The 17,515-nt window shown below is 66.1% G+C and carries 15 protein-coding genes; 2 read left to right on the forward strand and 13 right to left on the reverse strand.

Features of this window, described 5'->3' with window-relative positions; translation table 11 throughout:
- Window positions 1–11: 11 nt before the first annotated feature.
- The 5 genes from H7J93_RS08810 to H7J93_RS08830 form a co-directional block, all read right to left on the reverse strand.
- Window positions 12–3,305 (reverse strand): error-prone DNA polymerase, encoded by a 3,294-nt coding sequence (locus tag H7J93_RS08810; protein ID WP_267305881.1) that lies wholly within the window; start codon window positions 3,303–3,305, stop codon window positions 12–14.
- Window positions 3,306–3,338: 33 nt separating this feature from the next.
- Complete coding sequence (locus H7J93_RS08815; RefSeq protein ID WP_267305882.1) at window positions 3,339–4,721, reverse strand: DUF222 domain-containing protein; 1,383 nt, start codon at window positions 4,719–4,721, stop codon at window positions 3,339–3,341.
- Window positions 4,722–4,873: 152 nt separating this feature from the next.
- Entirely contained in the window at window positions 4,874–6,409 is a 1,536-nt protein-coding gene (locus H7J93_RS08820; protein ID WP_267305883.1) for an APC family permease, read from the reverse strand.
- Window positions 6,406–7,293, reverse strand: a complete 888-nt coding sequence (locus H7J93_RS08825) for a universal stress protein (RefSeq protein WP_267305884.1) — start codon at window positions 7,291–7,293, stop codon at window positions 6,406–6,408. Before H7J93_RS08825 ends, H7J93_RS08820 begins: the two co-directional genes overlap by 4 nt.
- Window positions 7,294–7,391: 98 nt before the next feature.
- Window positions 7,392–8,261 (reverse strand): MaoC/PaaZ C-terminal domain-containing protein, encoded by an 870-nt coding sequence (locus H7J93_RS08830; protein ID WP_267305969.1) that lies wholly within the window; start codon window positions 8,259–8,261, stop codon window positions 7,392–7,394.
- Between the two features lie 96 nt (window positions 8,262–8,357).
- On the opposite strand from H7J93_RS08830, the gene H7J93_RS08835 reads away from it, so the two are divergent.
- Window positions 8,358–10,382, forward strand: coding sequence for an SDR family oxidoreductase (locus tag H7J93_RS08835; RefSeq protein WP_267305885.1), 2,025 nt, complete (start codon window positions 8,358–8,360; stop codon window positions 10,380–10,382).
- Between the two features lie 25 nt (window positions 10,383–10,407).
- Entirely contained in the window at window positions 10,408–11,442 is a 1,035-nt protein-coding gene (locus H7J93_RS08840) for a nucleoside hydrolase (RefSeq protein WP_267305886.1), read from the forward strand.
- Between the two features lie 9 nt (window positions 11,443–11,451).
- Here H7J93_RS08840 and H7J93_RS08845 read toward each other — a convergent pair whose 3' ends face one another.
- The 8 genes from H7J93_RS08845 to H7J93_RS08880 form a co-directional block, all read right to left on the reverse strand.
- The gene (locus H7J93_RS08845; RefSeq protein WP_267305887.1) at window positions 11,452–11,874 is read right to left on the reverse strand and encodes an organic hydroperoxide resistance protein; all 423 of its coding nucleotides are present in this window, start codon (window positions 11,872–11,874) and stop codon (window positions 11,452–11,454) included.
- Entirely contained in the window at window positions 11,852–12,316 is a 465-nt protein-coding gene (locus tag H7J93_RS08850; protein WP_267305888.1) for a MarR family winged helix-turn-helix transcriptional regulator, read from the reverse strand. Before H7J93_RS08850 ends, H7J93_RS08845 begins: the two co-directional genes overlap by 23 nt.
- Before the next feature lie 35 nt (window positions 12,317–12,351).
- Entirely contained in the window at window positions 12,352–12,918 is a 567-nt protein-coding gene (locus H7J93_RS08855) for a nuclear transport factor 2 family protein (RefSeq protein WP_267305889.1), read from the reverse strand.
- A gap of 82 nt (window positions 12,919–13,000) precedes the next feature.
- Window positions 13,001–13,228, reverse strand: coding sequence for a DUF6480 family protein (locus H7J93_RS08860; RefSeq protein WP_267305890.1), 228 nt, complete (start codon window positions 13,226–13,228; stop codon window positions 13,001–13,003).
- Between the two features lie 30 nt (window positions 13,229–13,258).
- Window positions 13,259–14,800, reverse strand: coding sequence for a DNA polymerase Y family protein (locus tag H7J93_RS08865; RefSeq protein ID WP_267305891.1), 1,542 nt, complete (start codon window positions 14,798–14,800; stop codon window positions 13,259–13,261).
- 49 nt (window positions 14,801–14,849) lie between these two features.
- Complete coding sequence (gene imuA' / locus H7J93_RS08870; protein WP_267305892.1) at window positions 14,850–15,527, reverse strand: DnaE2-dependent mutagenesis accessory factor ImuA'; 678 nt, start codon at window positions 15,525–15,527, stop codon at window positions 14,850–14,852.
- A 109-nt stretch (window positions 15,528–15,636) separates the two neighbouring features.
- Entirely contained in the window at window positions 15,637–17,196 is a 1,560-nt protein-coding gene (guaA, locus tag H7J93_RS08875) for a glutamine-hydrolyzing GMP synthase (RefSeq protein ID WP_267305893.1), read from the reverse strand.
- Between the two features lie 9 nt (window positions 17,197–17,205).
- Window positions 17,206–17,457, reverse strand: a complete 252-nt coding sequence (locus tag H7J93_RS08880; protein WP_267305894.1) for a hypothetical protein — start codon at window positions 17,455–17,457, stop codon at window positions 17,206–17,208.
- Between the last annotated feature and the right edge of the window lie 58 nt (window positions 17,458–17,515).

The following is a 17,515-nucleotide window of genomic DNA, read 5'->3' on the forward strand; positions in this document are numbered from 1 at the left end:
GCGAGCCGCAGTCAGCGGAAGTCGCGGGACTTCGACGCCACTCGCATGTCGAGCTTGCCCATCCGCTCGGCGACCACGGTGACCGCCCCGGTGGCGTTCTGCACCTGACCGCGCACCAACAACGCCGACGCCGTCTGCGCCAGCTTGCGGTGCCGCGCCCAGACGCCGCGCGAACACAGCACGTTGACCATCCCGGTCTCGTCCTCGAGGTTGACGAACGTGACACCCTGGGCCGTCGCCGGCCGCTGGCGGTGAGTCACCGCCCCGGCCACCAGCACGCGGGTCCCGTCGGGCACCTCCAGCAGCTTGTTGGCCGCAATCACGCCGAGCGCATCGAGGTTCTCGCGCAGGAACTGGGTGGGATAGCTGTCGGTCGAGATACCCGTCGCCCACACGTCGGCGGCGGCCAACTCGAGCTCGGTCATGCCGGGCAGCGAGGGGATCTGCGATGACGATCCGACCCCGGGCAGCCGGTCCGGACGTTGGGTGGCGGCCGCGCCTGCGGCCCACAGCCCTTCGCGTCGGGTGATCCCGAAGCAGCCCAACGCGCCCCCGGTGGCCAGCGCCTCGGTTTGCGGGATGCTCAGCTGGATCCGCTGGGTCAGGTCCAACAGAGAAGCGAACGGGCCGTTGGCTTCTCGCTCATCGACGATGCGCTGCGCCAAATCGTCACCGATATGGCGAACGCTGCCGAGACCAAGCCGGACTTCGGTGCCCACGTTCTCCAGGGTCGCGTGCGCGAGGCTCGCGTTGACGTCCGGCCCGTGGACGGTCACCCCGTGCCTGCGGGCGTCGGCCACCAGCGACTGCGGCGAGTAGAAGCCCATCGGTTGGGCTCGCAGCAGCGCGGCGCAGAACGCCGCGGGATGGTGCAGCTTGAACCATGACGAATAGAACACCAGCGATGCGAACGACAGCGAATGGCTCTCCGGGAAACCGAAATTGGCGAATGCCTCCAGCTTCTCGTAGATCCGGTCGGCGACCTCACCCGTGATGCCGTGCCGTTCACGCATACCGTCATAGAACCTGCCCCGCAGCCGTCGCATCCGCTCGGTGGAACGTTTGGATCCCATCGCGCGGCGCAACTGATCGGCCTCGGCGGCGGTGAAGCCCGCGCAGTCCACCGCCAGCTGCATGAGCTGCTCCTGAAACAGCGGTACGCCCAACGTCTTTCGCAGGGCGGGTTCCATCGACGGATGGTCATAGGTGACGGGTTCTTCCCCGTTGCGGCGTTTGATGTACGGGTGCACCGATCCGCCCTGGATCGGGCCGGGGCGGATCAACGCGACCTCGACCACCAGGTCGTAGAACACTCGCGGCTTCAGCCGGGGCAGTGTGGCCATCTGGGCGCGGGACTCCACCTGGAACACTCCCACGGAGTCGGCGCGCTGAAGCATCTCGTAGACCGCGGGCTCGGACAGGTCCAGTTTGGCCAGGTCGACGTCGATGCCCTTGTGTTCACGCACCAGGTCGATGCAGTAGTGCAGCGCCGAAAGCATGCCGAGCCCCAGCATGTCGAACTTCACCAAACCGATTGCCGCGCAATCGTCTTTGTCCCACTGCAGCACGCTGCGGTTCTCCATGCTCGCCCACTCCACCGGACAGACATCGGCGATGGGGCGGTCGCAGATCACCATGCCGCCGGAATGGATGCCCATATGTCGCGGCAGGTTGGAGATCTGCACGGCCAGGTCGATCACCGAGTCCGGGACGTCCTCGACGTGGGTCTCTTCGGTCAGGTTGCCCCACTGGCCGATCTGCTTACTCCAGGCGTCCTGCTGCCCCTGGGAGAAGCCCAGCGCACGGGCCATGTCGCGTACAGCGCTGCGGCCCCGGTAGGTGATGACGTTGGCCACCTGGGCGGCGTAGTCCCGGCCGTAGCGGTTGTACACGTACTGGATCGCGTCCTCGCGCAGATCCGATTCGATGTCGATGTCGATGTCCGGCGGCCCGTCACGCGCCGGCGACAGGAAACGCTCGAACAGCAGCTCGTTGGCGATCGGGTCGACGTTGGTGACCCCAAGGGCGTAGCAGACCGCCGAATTGGCCGCCGATCCCCTGCCCTGGGCCAGGATGTTGTTCTCCTTGCAGAACCGGGTGATGTCGTGAACGACCAGGAAGTAGCCCGGAAAGGTCAGCTGCTCGATGATTTTCAGCTCATGTTCGATCTGCGCGTATGCCTGCGGTGCGCGCTCGGGAGGGCCGTACCGGTTACGCGCACCCTCCATCACCAGATGCCGCAGCCAGCTGTCCTCGGTGTGGCCCTTCGGGACGTCGAAGGGTGGCAACTGTGGGGCGATCAGGGCCAGCTCGAACGCGCACTGCTCACCGAGGTCGGCCGCCGCCGTCACGACTTCGGGATTGTGCGCGAAGAGCTGCGCCATCTCCACCCCCGACCGCAGGTGCGAACCTCCCAGCGGGGCAAGGTAACCGGCGGCTTCGTCGATGGAGTGCCTCGCCCGGATCGCACCCATGGCCATCGCCAGCCTGCCGCGGGACGGCTCCGCGAAGTGAGCGCCGGTGGTCGCGACGACGCCGACACCGAACCGGGGCGCGAGGCCGGCAAGGAGTTCATTGCGTTCGTCGTCGCCGGGATAGCCGTGGTGGGTGAGCTCGATGCTGACCCGGTCGCGGCCGAACCGGTCCACCAGGTCGGCAAGCGCCGCGGCCGCCGCTTCCGGACCGCCCTCGGAAAGCGCCTGGCGGACATGACCTTTGCGACATCCGGTCAGGATGTGCCAGTTCCCACCGGCCGCCTCGGTCAACGTGTCGTAGTCATAGCGCAGCTTGCCCTTCTCGCCGCCCGCCAGATGTGCCCTCGCGAGCTCGCGAGACAGTCGCCGGTATCCCTCGGGGCCGCGGGCCAGCACCAGCAGATGCGGTCCCGGCGGGTCAGGATCCTCGGTTCTGTCTCCCCCGCCCAGCGACAGTTCGGCGCCGAACACCGTCGACATCTTTAGCTCCTTGGCGGCCTCGGCGAAGCGCACCACTCCGTAGAGGCCGTCGTGATCGGTGAGCGCGATCGCGCGCAGATCGAGGCGGACGGCTTCTTCGACGAGTTCCTCCGGCGTGCTGGCCCCGTCGAGGAAGCTGTACGCCGAGTGCGCGTGCAGTTCCGCGTACGGCACGGCGGAGGCGGGTCGATCGATACCCTCCGCTTGGTAGGCCCCCCGCTTGCGCGACCAGGCCGGACTATCCCCGCCGTCGCCTACCTGCTCGTCGATGGGCCAACCGGCACGGCGCGGCTTGCCGTTGAGCACCCGCTCCATTTCCGTCCAGCTCGGTGGCCCCGTATGCCAGCCCACTCCGACAATGTATCGAACAAGTGTTCGACACCGCTACTCGTCTTCGTCCGGTGGATCGGGGTCGCTGCGCAGCAGTTCCTCGGGATGGTGGGCATGGTTGATCTCGGGCGGTCGGGTTCCATCGGTCCAGGCCAGTCGCCCGCTGTCGGTGACCGTCGTCTGCAATCGCCCGTTGGTCACCGCCGCATGGTCGGGTCCGCAGGCGAAGAACAGCACGTCGGCATTGGTGGCGCCACCGGCGGCCCAGTCCGTGCTGTGATGCACCTCCGCGTGATACCCGGGCTCCGTGCAATTCGGCCGGGTGCATCCACCGTCGCGGGAGTAGCAGATGATCCGCTGATCGGCGGTCGCCACCCGCTTCTGACGACCCAAATAGATCGGCCGGTCGCTGTGGTCCTCGAACACCGCCAGATAGTGGATCCCGTCGGTGGCCATCCGGATCAGGTCGCGCATCGGCAGCGCGGTGTCGCCTCCGGTGCGCGCAGCCGTGGGCATCGGAATGCTCGGGTCGGCCACGGCGTGGGCGGACTGGTTGAGTTCCGCCAATGTGGTGCGCGCGATGACCGTGACGGCATGCCCACGGTGTGAACCGAACTGCCCCGACGCGATGCCGGCTTTCAGCCCGAGCTTGATGCCGTCGTGGCAGCGTTGCGATGGGCTGCGGTCATCACGCTCCTCGGCGACGGTGCCGTCGGGCAGATGCCGGCCCGGTCGCACCGCCGCAGTCGTCGCCTCGACATAGCAGCGGGTCTCCGGATCGATCCATCCTGACACCCGAGACATCCCGTCAGGACCCTGTGGTCCCACCACCACGCCGCGTCGACGTGCACGATCGGCTTCGTCGAAATCGCCGTCGGGATTGAAGATTTCGTCGATGCGGCGTCCGGCAGATTTGACTATGTCGGCGTCGTTCTTGACCGCCTCGCGGACCAGACTGCGTTCGACCTCAACCCGGTCATCCGCCGACACACATGACGGCAGTCTGTCCATCGCTTTCCCGATTTCCCGCAGATGATCCTCCCCGATCGCGCCTGCGGCAACGGCGTCGGCCACCAGCGGCAGTTCAGGCGGCAGCGGCGGACCGGTGAGCTGGCGGCGCGGCTGAATACGCTTAGCCACCTTCATCCGTCGCTTGATCTCATTGGGCGGTATTCGCAACCGCGCGCATAGCTTGTCGATGAGCCCGTCGATCAAGCCGACCTCATCGGGCGGGTCCGCGATCTGGCCGAACACCCGGTACATCAACCCTCGGTTGGTGCGCTCCTGCGTTTCGAGGTGCTCGGCCATCTCCACCCGAAACTCGCTGCCCACATTGTCGGAGGACAGTTCCCGCATTTCGGCGTAGGCGCCATCGACCACGTTCAGCAGCGCGCGAAACCTCTCGCGTGCCGCCGCTCCGGTGATGAATTCGCCCATACCACAACGCTAACGACATTCATCACAACCAACGCTTTCCCAGACGCCACCCCAGCACAAACTGTGGATCAATCCCCGGTTGGGGACAAAGTCGCCAAGTTGTCGGTCCCAAGTGCTAGGGCCAGGCGCGGCGTGTCAGTGTCAACCGCCGACTAATCCCCAGTCTCCGCCCGCATGGTGCGCCGCTCGAAGAATTCGGGGCTTCGGCCCCGCCATATGACCATCAGCACTACACCGAGCAACAGGATGCCGAAGCCCATGTAGAAAACCAGCCCGATACCACCGATCGCCGCACCGCTGCCGTTCTCCGGGTTCATGCTCTCGCGTACCGAGATGACGAAGACCAACGCGAGAATGATCCCGCCGAGTATCGGGAACAGGAACTTGAAGACCACGTTGTGGACGTTCTTGAATAGCTCGTTGCGGAAATACCACACGCAGGCGAACGCAGTGATGCCGTAGTACCAGCAGATCATGATGCCAAGCGCCGCAATGGTATCCAACAGCACGCGCTCCGAAAGCAGGCTCACGACGGTGTAGAACACGCCCGTCACGATCCCGGCGACCACCGTGGCATATGCCGGCACCAGGAATCGGGGGCTGACACTGGCGAATCGCTTCGGGAACGCTCCGTAGGCGCCCATCGCGAGCATGGTGCGCGCCGCTGGCAGGAACGTGGTCTGCAGACTGGCCACCGACGAGGCGAAGATCGCCAGGTACAGCACCGGACCGCCGATGCCACCGAGTATCGGATCGGCAAGTGCACCGAACACATTCTCCGAGTTTTCCGGATTGCCAAGGCCCAGACCCTCTTCACCGACGCCGGCGTACATCATCACCGCCACCGCGACCAACAGATAAGTCAGCAGGATCGTCAGTACGCACAACAGCCCGGCCCGGCCAGGCACCCGCGTCGGATCCTTGCTCTCCTCGCCGAGGGTCAGGCACGTGTCCCATCCCCAGAAGGCGAAGATGGAACCCGTCACGCCGATGATGAAGGCGCCCATCGCAAGTCCCGTGAAGGGATCGAACCAATCAAAGCTGAAGGACAGGCCGGCGGGGGCCTCTCCGCGACCGACGTGCACGACGGCCATCACTGCGAATGCCAGTAGCACCACCATCTGGAAGCCCACGAGCACGTACTGCACGTACTCGCTGGTGGTGATGCCACGGCTGGCGATGAATGTGGCGATCGCAATGAACGCCAGCGTCGTCAGGATGTTGATGAGTATGTTGTCGGCCAGGTCAGCGATATCCGGGTTGTTGAAGACCCGCGCGACGAACAGGTAGAAGAATTCCACCGCGATCGCCGCGAGATTCGACAACACGATGATGGTGGCGATCACCATCCCCCAGCCGCACATCCAGCCGACGTACGGACCGAATGCCTTGGTGGACCACGTGAACGAGGCACCGCAGTCGGGTGCACGGGAGTTCAATTCGCGGTAGGCGTACGCGGTGAGGAACATCGGGATGAATCCGGCGATGAAGATCGCCGGCATCTTCAGCCCGACCGCGGCGACGATGAGTCCGATACTCGCGGTGAGCGTGTATCCGGGTGCGACGGAGGCGATACCGAGAATCGCGCCGGAGAAGGTGCCGACCTTCCCGCTGGCGAGTCCTTTGGAGACGAGCCCGGCAGACTCTTCGGCTAGTTGCAGTTCCTTTTGCGGATCGGCTTCGCTCACGGCAGGTCCGCAGCTTCGAACTGATCCCTCGGAACAACCACCATCGGAACCTCCAATACTCGCAACATCTTGGCGGCCGTGGAACCGAGGAACAGCCGCTTGGGTGCACTCAACCGGCTCGATCCCACCATGATCAGATCGCCGTCGTGCCACTCCAGCTTGCTGACGGCCTCTTCGACCGTGTGGCCGTCGACAATTGTCGACGTCACCGGAAAGCCCTCGGGCAGATTGCCTTTCGCCGTCTCGAGCGTATGTTGCGCGTGTGCCAGCGCACGCTGACGTACTGCGTCGTCATCCCCGCGAAGCGTGCCGAACATCGGATCCAGCGCAACCAGCGACACCAGCCGCAGCGGCGTTCCCGCGGCCCGGCTGAACCGCACAGCGGTAGCGAGCAGCAGGTCCGCCCCGGCGCGTTCACCAAGCGCGCACGTCACCTCGCGGACACGTTCGATCGACGACTCACGGGTCCCTCTCGGTGCCACGGCGACGGGCACCGGCGACGAATGCAGGAGCTCGTTGACGACCGAACCCAACGAGTAGCTTCCCGCGAGCCCACCGCCCGAACCTCCGACGACGATGAGATCGGCTTCCACCCTGGCCGCCTCTTTGATCAGCCCGTCGGCGTACGAGTCGTCGAAGCTGACGTGGGTGCCGGCGGTTATATCGGCGGGGATGTTGGCGCGCGCCTCGGCGAGCCAACGCTCAGCCTGTTCGGCGAGGTGCTCGTCGTATCCACCCACCGGCACCAGCGCGGCCCCCGCGCGGTCCGGCGGCAGGATGATGCTCACTCCCAGCTCGGCGTCGAGCGTGCGGGCCAGCCGCACGCCGAGTGCCAACGCGTCGGCGCCTCCCGGCGTCGCCAGATAACCAACGACCAGCTTCATCGCCCAACCACCCATCGATCTCGCACAACGTTGTACGGACGTCGTGAGGTGATCCTGTCAACGCCTGGCCGCGGTTATCCGCGCTTCGGAGAAATTGATCAGGCGCTGTACTCGGCGGTGCCGTCCTCGAGCACCAGGCGCGCGTTCGATCCGTCCGGATTGGACGCTTCGGTACGGAAGACGGCATGCCCCGGCTCGGTCCGCCAGATGGACGTCGTCAGGGTCTCGCCAGGAAACACAGGTGATGTGAATCTGGAAGCGATGGCACTGACTTTCGTCGCGTCGCCTCCGCCGAGCTCGGCAACCAGGGCCCGGCCCGCGACCCCGTAGGTGCACAGCCCGTGCAGGATCGGCTTCGGGAAGCCGGCCAGCTCGCGCGCGAACCAGGGATCGCTGTGCAGCGGATTGCGATCGCCGGACAGCCGATAGATCAGCGCCTGATCCTCGCGGGTAGGAAGCGCGATCGTCGAATCCGGTTCGCGGTCAGGGATTTCCGGCGCCGACGGCCGCTGTCCGGGTTGGCCGCCGAACCCACCCTCGCCGCGGATGACCGCAGTGGTGTGAGTTTCAGCGATCACTTCGCCGGACTCCGGATCGGTGCCCGTCGCCTTGAGCATGACGACCGCGTTCTTGCCCTCGCCCTTGTCCTGGATGTCGTCGACTTCGGCAACGACGCTCAGCTTTCCCGCCGGCGGCAATGGCTTGAACAACCGGATGCCCTGGGACCCGTGCAGCAACATGGCGAAGTTGAAGCTGCCGATCAACCCGGCCGCCGCGAACGGCAGACACGCAATCACCGCATAGGTCGGTAGCACCTGTTGCGGGATGTCGTGACTGTTCTCTGTGGTGAACGCCAGATCGTCGACACCAGCGCCGACGCCCAGCGCGTAGAGCATCGTGTCCCGGTCAGTCCACGTGAAAAGTTGCGGCTCTGTCTTCGCGCCTATCGCATTCGGGTCGAGTGGCATCGCGGCTCCCTTCGCTGATGTTCGGACCATACACAGCACCTTCGCCGAGCCGACCAGCCATTGACGTTTCCCCCGCCAGGGGTGACCATGGCTCGCATGCGTTATGTCGTTACCGGCGGTACCGGGTTTATAGGCCGGCGCGTGGTCTCGCAGATTCTGGCGACTCGCGATGACGCGGAGGTCTGGGTGCTTGTGCGGCGCGAGTCGCTCGAGCGATTCGAACGGCTGGCCACCGCGGGTGAGCACGCATGGGGTGAACGAGCGAAACCGCTGGTCGGCGACCTCACCGCACCTGGCCTGGGGCTGACCCACGACGCGATCGTCGAGCTCGGGCCCGTCGACCACGTCGTGCACTGCGGCGCGATCTACGACATCACCGCCACCGAGGCCGATCAACGGGCGGCCAACGTCGACGGCACCCGCGCCGTCGTCGACCTCGCGTTGCGCCTCGACGCGACCCTGCACCACGTGTCCTCGATCGCCGTCGCCGGCACGCACCGCGGCGAGTTCACCGAGGACGACTTCGACGTCGGTCAGGACCTGCCGACGCCGTATCACCAGACCAAGTTCGAAGCCGAACAGCTGGTGCGCGCGGCGCCGGGCCTGCGCTATCGCATCTACCGGCCCGCCGTCGTCGTCGGCGACTCCCGTACCGGCGAAATGGACAAAGTGGACGGGCCGTATTACTTCTTCGGCGTCCTGGCCAAGCTCGCGCGTCTGCCCAGAATCACGCCGATGGCACTGCCGGACACCGGACGGACGAACATCGTTCCGGTCGACTTTGTCACCGAAGCGCTTGTCACACTGATGCACACACCCGACCGCGATGGGCAGACATTCCACCTCACAGCACCGAAAACGACTGGGCTGCACGGGATCTACCGCGGGATTGCCAAAGCCGCCGGACTGCCGCCGCTGATCGGCTCACTGCCCCGCAGCGCCGCGACTCCGATCGTGCGCGCCACGGGGCGCGTCAAGGTCCTGCGCAACATGGCTGCCACGCAATTGGGTGTACCCGGCGAAGTGCTCGATGTCGTCGACCTGTTCCCCACGTTCACCTCCATCAACACCGACGACGCTCTGCGCGGCACCGGCATCACGGTGCCGGAGTTCGCCACCTATGCACCGAAACTCTGGCGCTACTGGGCCGAACAGCTCGATCCTGACCGCGCACGTCGCGGCGACCCCGCCGGACCTCTGGTGGGCAAGCACGTCATCATCACCGGTGCGTCCAGCGGGATCGGGCGGGCCTCGGCCATCGCGGTCGCCGAACGCGGTGCGATGGTATTCGCCTTGGCGCGCAACGCCGAAGCGCTCGACGAACTGGTCGCCGAGATCCGTGAAGCCGGCGGACAGGCCCACGCGTTCACCTGCGACGTGACCGACTCGACATCGGTCGAGGCGACAGTCAAAGACATTCTCGGCCGGTTCGACCACGTCGACTATCTGGTGAACAACGCGGGCAGGTCGATCCGCCGCTCGGTGTCGGCGTCCACCGATCGCCTGCACGACTACGAGCGCGTGATGGCGGTCAACTACTTCGGGGCGGTGCGGATGGTGCTCGCCCTGCTACCGCATTGGCGGGAGCGGAAGTTCGGCCACGTCGTCAACGTGTCCAGCGCAGGCGTGCAGGCCAGGAATCCGAAGTACAGCGCGTACATCCCGACCAAGGCAGCGCTGGATGCATTCGCCGAAGTCGTTGGCAGCGAGACACTTTCCGATCACATCACGTTCACCAGCATCCATATGCCGTTGGTGAAGACGCCGATGATCGTGCCGTCGCGTCGGCTGAACCCGATACCACCGATCACCGCCGAGCACGCCGCGGCGATGGTGGTCCGCGGGCTCGTCGAAAAGCCGACGAGGATCGACACGCCGATCGGGACGCTGGCCGACGCCGGTATGTATTTCACGCCCAAGCTGTCGCGGCGTGTACTGCACCAGCTGTATCTGGGGTATCCGGATTCGGCCGCCGCCCGCGGAATCGAGACCACCGAGCCGGCAACGGAACGTCACCCGCGACGTCCTGCGCGCACCACGGCGCACCGGGTGCGAGTCCCGCGGGCCGTCACCCGCCCGGCCAAGCGCGCGATGCGCCTGGTGCCCGGCGTGCACTGGTGAGCGGGAAGGCCCTATCGTTTCAGGCGTGACGCTGCCTGTGTTCGTCGACGTCGATACCGGCGTCGACGACGCGATGGCGTTGGTCTATCTGTTTGGCAGTGACGACGCCGACGTTGTCGCGATCGCATCGACCGCAGGAAACGTTCCCGTACAACAGGTCTGCCGAAACAACCTGGGCCTGTTGAAACTCTGCGGCGTGGACATCCCGGTGTCCAAAGGATCCGAGCAGCCGATCTCTGCACCCTTACGTACCGCCGAAGACACCCACGGACCCGAGGGCATCGGCTACGCGCGGCTGCCTGCGACCGACCGGAAACTCACCACATACGATGCCGCGGAGGCGTGGGCGCTTGCCGCGCAGGCCTATCCGGGAGAGTTGATCGGGGTGGCCACCGGCCCGCTGACCAATCTGACACTGGCACTACGGCGGGAACCGGCGCTGCCCACGTTGTTGCGCCGCCTCGTGATCATGGGCGGCGCCTTCGACTACCGCGGCAACACCACGCCCGTCGCGGAGTGGAACATCAGCGTGGACCCCGAGGCGGCGGCAGAGGTCTTCGCCGCCTGGGGTTCGGCGTGGGGGTCGTCAGCACCGACCCACCTTCCGATCGTGCTGGGCCTGAATCTGACCGAGAACATCGCCATGACGCCGGCGCTGTTGAACCGCCTCGCGACGACAGCTGAATCCTCGTCGATTCCGATGAGCGTGTTGGACGACCGCGGCACAAGGTCGGTCGCGTCCAATCCCCTGATCGCGGTGCTCGAGGACGCGATGCGGTTCTACTTCGAGTTCCATTTCGACCAGGACGAGGGCTACCTGGCGCATCTGCACGACCCACTGGCCGCTGCGGTGGCGCTGGACCCCGACCTGGTCATGTGCCGGCCAACCACGATCGACGTCGAGCTGACCGGCACATTGACCCGGGGTATGACGATCGCGGACTGGAGCAACCGCTGGGGCCGGGAACCCAACGCGCTCATCGGTGTTGGCGTCGATCCGAAGGCGTTCTTCGACCGCTTCATCGCCCGAGTGGGCGCCTTTGCCCGACGCCTGAGCTGACGCCGACGCTCAGTCGTCGGTCACGACGATCTTGACGTCGATGTTCCCGCGGGTGGCGTTCGAGTACGGGCACACCTGATGCGCCTTGTCGGCGAGCTGCTGCGCGGCATCGTGTTCGAGATTGGGCAACGTGACCTCCAGCTCGACGGCAAGACCGAACCCGCCGGTGTCGAGCTGTCCAAGCGAAACCCGGGCTCCAACAGACGAATCCGACACATCCGCCTTGTCCTGGCGCCCGACAAGCCGGAGCGCGGAGTGGTAGCACGCGGCGTATCCGACCGCGAACAGCTGCTCGGGGTTGGTGCCGTTGCCACTGCCGCCCATTTCCTTGGGGATGGCAAGGTCGAGATCGAGCTTGCCGTCGGAGGTGCGGCCGTGGCCGTCGCGTCCCTCGCCGGTCGCCAATGCCTCAGCGGTGTAGACGGTCTTCATGGATTTCCTTTCCTAGTGATGCTTTGAGCGCATCGGTGAGGTTCATGACCGCCTCTTGCAGATCTGCGGCCTCTTGCTCTGACAAACCCGTCGCGGCGAACAATTCTTCCGGGATGCACTGGGCCTTGCGTTCGAGTCGTCGCCCGGCGGGCGTGAGGGTCACCTCGACGAGACGCTCGTCAGCCTGCGACCTTTCGCGGCGGACAAATCCGTTGGCCTCCAGGCGCTTCAACAGCGGGGAAAGCGTGCCGGAGTCGAGTTGGAGTCGCTCACCCAACCTGCCGACGGATACGCGCCCTTCCTCCCAGAGCACGAGCAGCACCAGGTACTGCGGATAGGTGAGGTTCAGCTCGGACAGCAGGGGCCGGTACGCCGCCGTCATCGCCCGCGACGCCGAATACAGAGCGAAGCAGAGGTGTCGATCCAAGCGCATCATGGCCATAGCAGAACTATAGCCCACAATTCAATTGTGCACAATTAATCTATGCGTGCCGCGATGTAGTCGCGGAATTCCTGCGGCACCTCAGATTCGTCGATCTTGGTTAAAAAGTCCGGCGTCGCGATGGCGGAGTATGTCTCTTCGCCTTTGATGTAGCCCTTTTCGTCGAACGGCCAGAGGATCAGCATGCGTAATTTCAGGATGTAGAAGGCCGTCGGATCATCGGCGGGAAAGCCTCTTTTGAGCGCGTCAGCACCGTAGTAGAGCGAACGGAAATTGCCTTCGGTGACTACGGTTTCGTCGTCGACGACGATCCGGTCCATGTCCAGCTCCAGGCAGAACTGACCGCCATGGACGATGGTTTCTTCGTAGAAGTTCCTGACCGCTTGCGTCCCCACCGGACTGAAGTCCTCGGGTGCGCCCCAGGCGATGTAGCGCGGATTCGGGCACAGCGTCGACATGACCTGATCGAGATCCGGTTTCGCCTCACCGATGGCATGCTGCAGCACTCGATTCAACATGAGCAGGTGACGCGGGTTGGTCGTCGTGGTGATCCGCTTCTCGAGCAAGCGCCATGTCTTGGTCTGGTCGATGATGTCGGTCAACTTGTCCTCCTCACGGGCGGACAAATTTTTACACGCGCGTCAGCGTCTGGTGCCGCAATTCGTAGACGCCAAGATCGCCCGATTAGTCGACGAGCACCAGCACGGTCGCGGCGAACAACAGGATGAAGACGGCGAGCGCGATGAGGCTCACGACGACCGTCGGCGTGAACTTTCGGGTGGCGCGCGGCTGTCGGGCCGAGAGGCCGGAGGTCTGCGCCGAATCCGGTGGCGTGGATCCCGGCGCGACACCACCGCCGGGTTCGAGACCCGATGTTTGCGCCGGGTCGGGATCTGGGGGCTGAGCGGTCATGTCATACGCGCGTACCCCGTTTGGTCGCTCCTATTCATAGATCCCCTCGAGGTACCACCTCCTCTGCCGGTAGCACAGCAGCAGCGCCCGTCCCGGCTTCCCATCGACGAGCACCTGCGCCCTGGCCGTTCGGCCGACCTTGGCTTGTTCGGGGTCCCACCATCGTTCGTCGACCGGCCACGGCCCGGCCCACCAGGCCAGGCGCGAATCGGTGGAGCCCGGCGCCACCAGACGCGACGGGTCCGCGGAGAACAGTCCGCGACCGGTCACCCGCACCGGGTTCCCACCCGCGTCGAACAGTTCGACCGGATCATCGAGCAGCACCGTCGGCGATGGCTCGGGCAGTTGGCCCGGCCATGGCTGAGAAGGATCGGCGCGCGGCACCTGCTCGTCACCCAGCGGGGTGAAGGTGATGCGTTCGGCAGGTCCGCGACCACCGCTGAGCATCGGCACCTGTACGGCCTCGGGCCCGAGCAGGCCCTGCACCCGAACCAGCGCGCGACGAGCCCGCAGCCGGTCCTCCTCGCCAATGCCTCCCCACAACGGCAGCTGCAACGCCTCGGCCGAAACCAGTTCCACCGGACGCAGCCGGATCACAGTGACCGGCGCGGACGGCCGATCGTCCCGGTTGCGTCTGTTCAGCCAGCCATCCAACTGCCAGCGCACCCTGTCGGCGGTGGCATCCTCGGTCAGCGGTTCCGCGCAACGCCAAACCCGTTCCAACTCTTCACCATTGGCGGTGATGGCGTGGATGGCCAGTCGGGTGCACCCCACCCCGGACGCCTGCAGCGTGCGGTGCAGTGCGCCGGCCAGCGAGCGACCGGCGAACGCAGCGGCATCCACCCGGTCGATCGGCGGGTCGCAGTCCATGACCGCGTCGAGTTCGGGCTCAGGCTCGCGGCCCGACGGACCCCGGGCGGACTCACCACGGGCGAACCGGTGCGCGGCCACCGCGTCGGCGCCGAACCGCGAGGCCACATCGCTGCGAGACAGGGCTGCGAACTGTCCGATGGTGCGGATTCCCATGCGCCACAGCAGGTCTGCCAAGTCCTCCCGCCCGGGCGCAGCCAGACTCGGCTCGGCGGCCAACTGCCGGATGGACAACGTCGACAGGAACTGCGCATCGCAGCCGGGCTCGATGATCCGTCCCGCCCGCGCAGCGAAGACGGCGGTGGGGAGTTGGTCGGCGATGCCCACCTGGCATTCGGCTCCCGCCGCGGCCACGGCGTCGACCAGCCGCTCGGCGGCAACCTGCTCGGAGCCGAAGTAACGGGCCGCCCCGCGCACCGGCAGCACCAGCAGGCCTGGCCGCAAGACCTCGGCCCGCGGCACCAAGTCGTCCACCGCGGCCGTCACATCCTCGAAATGCCGGGCATCGCGGGCCGGATCGGCGGCGACGACATGCAGATCCGGGCACCTGGCCTGCGATTCCCGTCGGCGCAACCCCCGTCGGACACCCACCGCACGGGCCGACGCCGAACAGGCGATGACCCGGTTGGCCAACGTCACCGCGACCGGAGCCGTGGGTGTCAGACCAGCCGCCGCCGCGGCGGCGACCGCGGGCCAGTCCATGCACCAGATGGCCAATACGCGCGACGACGAAGACGACACCGCAGCCCGCTCACTGCGCAACCGTCGTCAGCCCGGCCCGGCCGCTGACCGAGTAGGTCAGCTGCACCTTGCCGATTCGACCGAACCCCGGCCGAGCGTGTCCGGTGATCTCATAACCGCAGACCCTGGCGTCCAGCCGGGCGGACGCACCCTGCCAGTCCCCGTTGGTGACCAGCAGGGTGCAGCCCTTCTGCCGCGCCCGGGCAACGACCGCCCGCGCGCGGGTGGCGGGCACCGAACGCCCACCCAGCCCGAGCACCACCATGTCCATGCCGTCCATCAGGACCGCGGCCACCTCGACCGGATCGCTTCCGGGGTCGGGGATGACCGCGATCCTGCTCAGATCCGCCCCCATCTCCACGGCGGCCAGGAGACCGGCCTCGGGGTGGCCGACGATCGCGGCATGCCCACCCTCCGCTGTCACCGCCGCCACCATGCGCAACGGCAGCGACCGGGCACCCGACAAGACCGCGACCGTCCCGCGCGGCAACGGCGCGAGGGAGGCATCGCCCAGCTCTTCGGGTATCGGCAGCAAACTTTCCGAGTCCGAAAGACGCTCACCGGCAGGCACTGCCCCGCGGCGCCCGACACCCACTTTTCCCGATACTGCCGCCATCTTGCGACGCAGGTGTTCCAGCTGTTCAGCGCGGTTTGGGCGGCGCTGATCCAGGCTCACGGCAGCTGTCACAGCAGCACCTCCTGCATCACCAGAATCATTCGATGTTCGAATGTATGTTCGATGCCCCGAGTAAACACCGGGGCACCGACAACCGTCAAGCGATCAGGAGCTGGTCAGCTCATTCCCATTCGATGGTGCCCGGCGGCTTGCTGGTGATGTCCAGCACCACGCGGTTGACCTCGCGGACCTCGTTGGTGATGCGCGTGGAGATACGCTCCAGCACCTCGTAGGGCACCCGCGTCCAGTCCGCGGTCATCGCATCCTCACTGGACACCGGGCGCAGCACGATCGGATGACCATAGGTGCGGCCATCGCCCTGCACCCCCACCGAACGTATTCCGGCGAGCAGCACGACGGGGCACTGCCAGATCTGGTTGTCCAGGCCGGCAGCGGTCAGTTCCTCCCGCGCGATCGCGTCGGCACGCCGCAACGTCTCCAATCGCGCAGCGGTCACCTCGCCGACGATCCGGATGCCCAGGCCCGGGCCCGGGAAGGGTTGGCGCGCAACGATTTCCTCGGGTAGGCCGAGTTCGCGACCCACCGCGCGCACTTCGTCCTTGAACAGCAGTCGAAGCGGTTCGACGAGTTTGAACTTCAGATCGTCAGGCAGGCCGCCAACGTTGTGGTGGCTCTTGATGTTCGCGGTTCCGGAGCCGCCGCCGGACTCCACCACGTCGGGATACAGCGTGCCCTGCACCAGGAAGTCGACCTCAGAACCGCTGTCGCCCACAATATCTCGGACCGCACCCTCGAAGGCACGGATGAACTGCCTACCGATGATCTTGCGCTTGCCCTCCGGATCGGTCACCCCGGAAAGCGCCTCCAGAAAACGGTCGGCGACGTCGACGGTCACCAGATTGGCGCCGGTGGCGGCGACGAAATCGCGTTGCACCTGTGCCCGCTCGCCGGCCCTCAGCAAACCGTGGTCGACGAACACGCACGTCAGCCTGTCGCCGATGGCCCGCTGCACCAGCGCCGCAGCCACCGCGGAGTCCACCCCGCCCGACAGCCCGCAGATCGCACGCCCATCGCCGATCTGCTCGCGCACCTGCTCGACAAGCGCGTCGGCAATGTTCGCCGGTGTCCACGTCGAGTCGATACCGGCAAATTCGTGCAGGAAGCGGCTGAGGATCTGCTGCCCGTGCGGGGTGTGCATCACCTCGGGGTGGTACTGCACGCCCGCCAATCGCTTGGCCCGGTTCTCGAACGCCGCGACGGGCGCACCGGAGCTGGTGGCCACGACGTCGAAGCCGTCGGGCGCGACGGTCACCGCATCACCGTGACTCATCCACACCGGCTGCATGCTGGGCAGGTCGGAATGCAGCTCTCCCCCAGTCACTTTCAACTCGGTGCGGCCGAATTCGCTGGTGCCGGTGCGGGCAACCGTTCCGCCCAGCGCCTGCGCCATCGCCTGAAAGCCGTAGCAGATGCCGAACACCGGAACCCCGAGGTCAAACACCTCGCCGTTCAGTTGCGGAGCGCCCTCCTCGTAGACGCTCGCCGGGCCACCCGACAGCACGATGGCCTGCGGATCTCGCGCCTTGATCTCCTCTACGGTCGCGGTGTGCGGGATCACCTCGGAGTAGACGCGCGCTTCGCGGACACGACGGGCGATCAACTGCGCGTACTGCGCTCCGAAGTCGACGACCAACACGGGACGAGGAGAAGCTGTTGTCACCCGGCCAGTCTAGTCGCGCCGCCAGACCACCGACGAGCCATCGTCGCTGGTGGCCATGGCCCGGATGAACGCCTCATTTTCGAATCCGGGCATCGCCTGCAGCCGCGGCAGGAGCTGATCGCTGTCGCCGAGTCCGATCGCGATACGGGTGCCGTCGTCGTAGGTGAAGACGAAGAAGACGTCCTCTTCGGCCGGACCGCGCGCGGTGGTCCGCACCGAGACCTCACTGACCGCGTCCCAGCGCACTCCGGTCAGATCCATCCATGTCCAAGTATGCCCGCGGAGCATATTGGGAATGGTGGAGTAAAGGCACGAACCG

Origin of the sequence: Mycobacterium barrassiae (assembly GCF_025822765.1) — a bacterium.
In the GTDB taxonomy this organism is placed as follows: Bacteria; Actinomycetota; Actinomycetes; order Mycobacteriales; family Mycobacteriaceae; genus Mycobacterium; species Mycobacterium barrassiae.

Coding starts and splice junctions, on each gene's coding strand:
- H7J93_RS08860 (WP_267305890.1), bottom strand. CDS start 13,228: ATGACCGCTCAGCCCCCAGATCCCGACCCGGCGCAAACATCGGGTCTC.
- H7J93_RS08815 (WP_267305882.1), bottom strand. CDS start 4,721: ATGGGCGAATTCATCACCGGAGCGGCGGCACGCGAGAGGTTTCGCGCG.
- H7J93_RS08845 (WP_267305887.1), bottom strand. CDS start 11,874: ATGAAGACCGTCTACACCGCTGAGGCATTGGCGACCGGCGAGGGACGC.
- H7J93_RS08850 (WP_267305888.1), bottom strand. CDS start 12,316: ATGGCCATGATGCGCTTGGATCGACACCTCTGCTTCGCTCTGTATTCG.
- H7J93_RS08865 (WP_267305891.1), bottom strand. CDS start 14,800: ATGGACTGGCCCGCGGTCGCCGCCGCGGCGGCGGCTGGTCTGACACCC.
- H7J93_RS08825 (WP_267305884.1), bottom strand. CDS start 7,293: ATGAAGCTGGTCGTTGGTTATCTGGCGACGCCGGGAGGCGCCGACGCG.
- H7J93_RS08835 (WP_267305885.1), top strand. CDS start 8,358: ATGCGTTATGTCGTTACCGGCGGTACCGGGTTTATAGGCCGGCGCGTG.
- H7J93_RS08880 (WP_267305894.1), bottom strand. CDS start 17,457: ATGGATCTGACCGGAGTGCGCTGGGACGCGGTCAGTGAGGTCTCGGTG.
- H7J93_RS08830 (WP_267305969.1), bottom strand. CDS start 8,261: ATGCCACTCGACCCGAATGCGATAGGCGCGAAGACAGAGCCGCAACTT.